Source organism: Pseudomonas sp. GW821-FHT05H12 (genome assembly GCF_059419385.1).
This window is the reverse complement of sequence record NZ_JBWKRS010000081.1, coordinates 1-5,798: the sequence shown is the minus strand read 5'-3', so window position 1 is coordinate 5,798 and position 5,798 is coordinate 1. Positions and strand designations below refer to the sequence as shown.

Genomic DNA, 5,798 nt, shown 5'->3' with positions numbered 1-5,798 from the left:
TGGCGTCCCCTAGGGGACTCGAACCCCTGTTACCGCCGTGAAAGGGCGGTGTCCTAGGCCACTAGACGAAGGGGACAAAACCTTCTGTACAACTGATCAGCGCTGAGAACTGATCGATTCAAAGCCGGTGTGGCCAGACCTTGAACCTGTAAATTGGTGGAGCTAAACGGGATCGAACCGTTGACCTCTTGCATGCCATGCAAGCGCTCTCCCAGCTGAGCTATAGCCCCTCATCGGTGAGGACGGGGCGAATCTTAATGGCGCTTTGGAAGTGTGTCAAATTTATTTTCAACAATTTCCAAAATTTTTTGCCGGGATAACAATCACTTACCGGCGAAACCCCGGAAAACCGGGGTTTCGCCGTGGTAGCAGGCTGATTAAGCGATAGCGCCCAACAGCTTTTCCCACTCTTTGTTTTCTTTCTTCGACACACCACCAAGCAAATCAAGGGCTTGGCGCAGACGGAAACGCGTGAGGTCCGGACCGAGAATTTCCATCGCATCCAGCACCGACACCGAACTCGCCTGCCCGGTGATCGCGGCAAACATCAGCGGCATGGCATCACGCAACTTCAACTCCAGGGATTCCACCACCGCCTGGATCGTCGCGGTGATCGCGTCCTTCTCCCACTGGCGCAGGCTCTCGAGCTTCCACAGGATCAACTGCATCAACTGGCGCACCTGGTCGCCCGAGAGCTTCTTGGACTCAAACAACTTAGGATCCGGGTTCACGCCCCCGGCAAAGAAGAAGCTGGCCAACGGCGCGACCTGGCTGAACGTCTCCACCCTGCCCTGCACCAGCGGTGCGATCTTCATCATGTACTCGGGGTTCAGCGCCCACTGCTGCACACGGCTGGCGAATTCTTCCACCGGCAGGTCACGCAGCCATTGGCCGTTGAGCCACGACAGCTTCTCGATATCGAAGATCGGCCCGCCCAAGGAAACGCGGGACAAGTCAAAGTTGTCGACCATTTCCTGCAACGAGAACTTCTCGCGCTCGTCCGGCATCGACCAGCCCATGCGCCCCAGGTAGTTGAGCATCGCTTCAGGCATGAAGCCCATGCGCTCGTAGAAGGTCACCGAGGTCGGGTTCTTGCGCTTGGACAGCTTGCTCTTGTCCGGGTTACGCAGCAGCGGCATGTAGCACAGCTGCGGCTGCTCCCAACCGAAGTACTCGTAGAGCAGGATCAATTTCGGTGCCGACGGCAGCCATTCTTCGCCACGCAGCACGTGGGTGATGCCCATCAGGTGGTCGTCGACCACGTTGGCCAGGAAGTACGTCGGCAGGCCGTCGGTCTTCATCAGCACCTGCATGTCCATGCGGTCCCACGGGATCTCAACGTCGCCACGCAGCATGTCCGGCACCACGCACACGCCTTCACTCGGCACCTTCATGCGGATCACATGGGGTTCACCGGCCGCCAGGCGGCGCGCCACTTCTTCTTTGGACAGCAGCAACGCACGGCCGTCGTAGCGCGGGGTCTCGCCACGGGCCTGTTGCTCGGCGCGCATCTGGTCCAGCTCTTCAGCCGTGCAGAAGCACGGGAACGCGTGCCCCATGTCGACCAACTGCTGGGTGTACTGCTTGTAGATGTCGCTGCGCTCGCTCTGGCGATACGGGCCGTGCGGGCCGCCGACGTCCGGGCCTTCGGCCCAGGTAATGCCCAACCAGCGCAGGGCATCGAAGATCTGCTGTTCCGACTCGCGGGTGGAACGCAGTTGATCGGTGTCTTCGATCCGCAGGATGAATTCACCGCCGTGCTGCTTGGCAAAGCAGTAGTTGAACAAGGCGATGTAAGCAGTGCCGACGTGGGGATCCCCAGTGGGCGATGGCGCGATGCGCGTGCGGACGGTGGTCATGGCAGGTCTCGAATGGGCGATAAAACTGAAAATTGAAACAAGGGGCGAATGGTAACAGCCCCAGGTGGTTGGGCTCCAGCTTGGGTGATTCTGATGGACCGCGCCGCCCCTATCGCAGGCAAGCCAGCTCCCACCTCGAACTGCGAACGCGGTCAAAATGTGGGAGCTGGCTTGCCTGCGATGAGGCCAGGCCAGTCACCGCAAATCACACTGCCAGCAAACGCTCGCGCAACTTGCCAATCTCATCCCGCGTCTGCGCCGCGGCCTCGAACTCCAGGTCCCGCGCCAGCTGGTACATCTTCTCTTCCAGTTGGCGAATACGCTTGGTGATCTCACTCGGCGAGCGCAATTCGTTCTCGTACTTGGCGCTTTCCTCGGCCGCCTTCGCCATGCCCTTGCGCTTCTTGCTGCGCGAGCCCGGCACGGTAGCGCCTTCCATGATGTCGGCGACGTCCTTGAACACCCCCTTGGGCGTAATGCCGTTGGCCAGGTTGAACGCAATCTGCTTGTCCCGCCGACGCTCGGTCTCGCCAATCGCCCGCTCCATGGAGCCGGTGATGCGGTCCGCATACAGGATCGCGCGACCATTGAGGTTACGCGCCGCACGGCCGATGGTCTGGATCAACGAACGCTCGGAACGCAGGAAGCCCTCCTTGTCCGCATCGAGGATCGCCACCAGCGACACCTCCGGCATGTCCAGGCCCTCACGCAGCAGGTTGATGCCCACCAGCACATCAAAGGTGCCCAGGCGCAGGTCGCGGATAATCTCCACGCGCTCCACGGTGTCGATGTCCGAGTGCAGGTAGCGCACGCGCACGCCGTGGTCGGCCAGGTAATCGGTCAAGTCTTCGGACATGCGCTTGGTCAGCGTGGTGACCAGCACCCGCTCCTCCAAGGCCACGCGCTTGGTGATTTCCGAAAGTAAATCATCGACCTGGGTCAATGCCGGGCGGATTTCGATTTCCGGGTCCACCAGGCCGGTGGGGCGCACCAGCTGCTCGATCACTCGGCCCGCATGTTCGGCCTCATAGTTGCCCGGCGTCGCCGACACAAAGATGGTCTGCGGGCTGATGCTTTCCCATTCGTCAAAGCGCATCGGCCGGTTATCCAGGGCCGACGGCAGGCGGAACCCGTATTCCACCAGGGTCTCCTTACGCGAACGGTCGCCCTTATACATCGCGCCCACTTGCGGCACGCTGACGTGGGATTCGTCGATCACCAGCAGCGCGTCCGGCGGCAGGTAGTCATACAGCGTCGGCGGCGGCGCACCGGACTCACGGCCAGACAGGTAGCGCGAGTAGTTTTCGATGCCGTTGCAGTAGCCCAGCTCCAGGATCATCTCCAGGTCAAAGCGCGTGCGCTGCTCCAGGCGCTGGGCTTCCACCAGCTTGTTGTTGGAACGCAGGTACTCCAGGCGCTCGGCCAGTTCCACCTTGATGCCCTCGACAGCCCCCATCAGGGTTTCGCGCGGCGTCACATAGTGGCTTTTCGGATAGAAGGTAAAACGCGGCAGCTTGCGGATGACCTCGCCGGTCAGCGGGTCGAAGGCCGACAGGCTCTCCACTTCATCATCGAACAGCTCGATGCGGATCGCTTCCAGGTCGGATTCGGCCGGGTAGATGTCGATCACATCGCCGCGCACGCGGAAGGTGGCGCGGGCAAAGTCCATGTCGTTGCGGGTGTACTGCAGGCTCGCCAGGCGGCGCAGCAATTCGCGCTGGTCAAGTTTGTCGCCACGGTCGACGTGCAGCACCATCTTCAAATAGGTTTCCGGGCTGCCCAGGCCGTAGATGCACGACACCGTGGTGACGATGATCGCGTCCTTGCGCTCCAGCAACGCTTTGGTCGCCGACAGCCGCATCTGCTCGATGTGGTCGTTGATCGAGGCGTCCTTCTCAATAAAGGTGTCGGAGGACGGCACGTAGGCTTCGGGCTGGTAGTAGTCGTAGTAGGAAACGAAGTACTCCACCGCGTTGTTCGGGAAGAACGACTTGAACTCGCCGTACAACTGCGCGGCCAGGGTCTTGTTCGGCGCCAGCACCAACGTCGGGCGGTTGATCTGCGCGATCACGTTGGCGATGCTGAAGGTCTTGCCCGAACCGGTCACCCCGAGCAACGTCTGGTGCGCCAGGCCGGCTTCAATGCCTTCGACCATCTGGCGAATGGCTTCCGGCTGATCGCCGGCGGGTTCGAAGCGGGTGACGAGCTGGAAATCCGACATAACGTACCTCGTGAAGTCACCCCAGACTCAAAACCGCCAGGGACGAAATAGCTCAGCAACCCGCGAATAGTCATCGCAGGTTGCAGGAAAAAACCATGATAGCTGTAGAAGTGGTGCCGAATGTGACGGGTTTCAAGGCAATCGTCCTACTGGCCATTCAGGATCAATGTTGCAATAAGACTAACGGTCAGCAAATAAACCGAAAAACTTGGCCGAAAAGCCGTTTCGGTTGTCGCCTCAGGCGGTGATGGCCTCTATACTAGCTCCCCGTTTGTGCACCGCTCTAGTGCATTCGGCTGGAGCGCGACACGTCCCTCCCTTCCCCCATAGAGCTGCCGCAAAAATGAGCCTGTTCTCCGCTGTCGAAATGGCACCACGCGATCCTATCCTGGGCCTCAACGAAGCATTCAACGCCGACACACGAACCACCAAGGTCAACCTTGGCGTGGGCGTTTACTGCAACGAAGAGGGGAAGATTCCACTCTTGCGTGCCGTTGCCGAAGCGGAAGCCATTCGCGTGGCGCAACACGCCGCCCGTGGCTACTTGCCAATCGACGGCATCGCGGCCTACGACAAGGCCGTGCAAACCCTGCTGTTCGGCGCTGAGTCGCCCCTGCTGGCCGCTGGCCGCGTCACCACCGTGCAAGCGGTTGGCGGCACCGGCGCACTGAAGATCGGCGCAGACTTCCTCAAGCAACTGCTGCCAGACGCCGTCGTGGCCATCAGCGACCCAAGCTGGGAAAACCACCGCGCCCTGTTCGAAACCGCCGGTTTCCCGGTGCAGAACTACCGCTACTACGACGCCGCCACCCACGACGTGAACCGTGCCGGCCTGCTCGAAGACCTCAACGCCCTGCCGCCACAGTCCATCGTGGTGCTGCACGCCTGCTGCCACAACCCGACCGGCGTCGACCTGAGCCCGGCCGACTGGCAGAACGTACTGGACGTGGTCAAGGCCAAGAAACTCGTGCCGTTCCTCGACATGGCCTACCAGGGCTTCGGCGACGGCATCCACGAAGACGCCGCTGCGGTGCGCCTGTTCGCTGAGTCGGGCCTGACCTTCTTCGTGTCCAGCTCGTTCTCCAAGTCGTTCTCCCTGTACGGCGAGCGTGTGGGCGCACTGTCCATCGTCGGCGAGTCCAAGGAAGAAAGCGCGCGCATCCTGTCCCAGGTCAAGCGCGTGATCCGCACCAACTACTCCAACCCGCCGACCCACGGCGCGGCAATCGTGGCAGCGGTGCTGAACAACCCTGAGCTGCGCGCCCAGTGGGAAGCCGAGCTGGCCGAAATGCGCCTGCGTATTCGCGGCATGCGCGAGCAGATGGTATCGGAACTGGCCAAGGCCGCTCCAGGCCACGACTTCAGCTTCGTCGGTCGCCAGCGCGGGATGTTCTCCTACTCCGGCCTGACCGTTGAGCAAGTCACCCGCCTGCGCAGCGAGTTCGGCATCTACGCCCTCGACACTGGCCGTATCTGTGTGGCGGCGTTGAACCAGTCGAACATTGATGCCGTGACCAAGGCCATCGTTCAGGTGCTGTAAGCCTTTGCGGTTGTGAAAAAAGGGAAGCCATTGAGTGGCTTCCCTTTTTTAATGCCTGTCGCAAAAAGCCCGGCTCCCCTAGACTGAAGCCATGCAGCAATCCCGTAGGAGCACGGGGGGGGGGGGGGGGGGGGGGGGGGGGGGGGGGGGGGGGGGGGGGGGGGGGGGGGGGGGGGGG

Annotated in this window: 3 protein-coding genes and 2 tRNA genes; 1 reads left to right on the top strand and 4 read right to left on the bottom strand. The window is 61.5% G+C overall.

The genetic code is table 11. The annotated features are described in order from the left end of the window. From AC07SU_RS30760 to uvrB, 4 genes are all read right to left on the bottom strand, one after another. A tRNA-Glu gene (locus tag AC07SU_RS30760) sits at nt 1-76 on the bottom strand. Between the two features lie 78 nt (nt 77-154). After that, a tRNA-Ala gene (locus tag AC07SU_RS30755) sits at nt 155-230 on the bottom strand. Nucleotides 231-377: 147 nt separating this feature from the next. Next, on the bottom strand, nt 378-1,859 hold the full coding sequence (gene gltX / locus AC07SU_RS30750; RefSeq protein WP_025856465.1) for a glutamate--tRNA ligase: 1,482 nt from the start codon (nt 1,857-1,859) through the stop codon (nt 378-380). 205 nt (nt 1,860-2,064) lie between these two features. Next, nucleotides 2,065-4,080 (bottom strand): excinuclease ABC subunit UvrB, encoded by a 2,016-nt coding sequence (gene uvrB, locus AC07SU_RS30745; RefSeq protein WP_176998708.1) that lies wholly within the window; start codon nt 4,078-4,080, stop codon nt 2,065-2,067. Nucleotides 4,081-4,423: 343 nt separating this feature from the next. Here uvrB and AC07SU_RS30740 point away from each other — a divergent pair, with 343 nt between their 5' ends. Further along, nucleotides 4,424-5,620, top strand: a complete 1,197-nt coding sequence (locus AC07SU_RS30740) for an amino acid aminotransferase (protein WP_494999253.1) — start codon at nt 4,424-4,426, stop codon at nt 5,618-5,620. Nucleotides 5,621-5,798: the final 178 nt, after the last annotated feature.

Coding starts and splice junctions, on each gene's coding strand:
- uvrB (WP_176998708.1), bottom strand. CDS start 4,080: ATGTCGGATTTCCAGCTCGTCACCCGCTTCGAACCCGCCGGCGATCAG.
- AC07SU_RS30740 (WP_494999253.1), top strand. CDS start 4,424: ATGAGCCTGTTCTCCGCTGTCGAAATGGCACCACGCGATCCTATCCTG.
- gltX (WP_025856465.1), bottom strand. CDS start 1,859: ATGACCACCGTCCGCACGCGCATCGCGCCATCGCCCACTGGGGATCCC.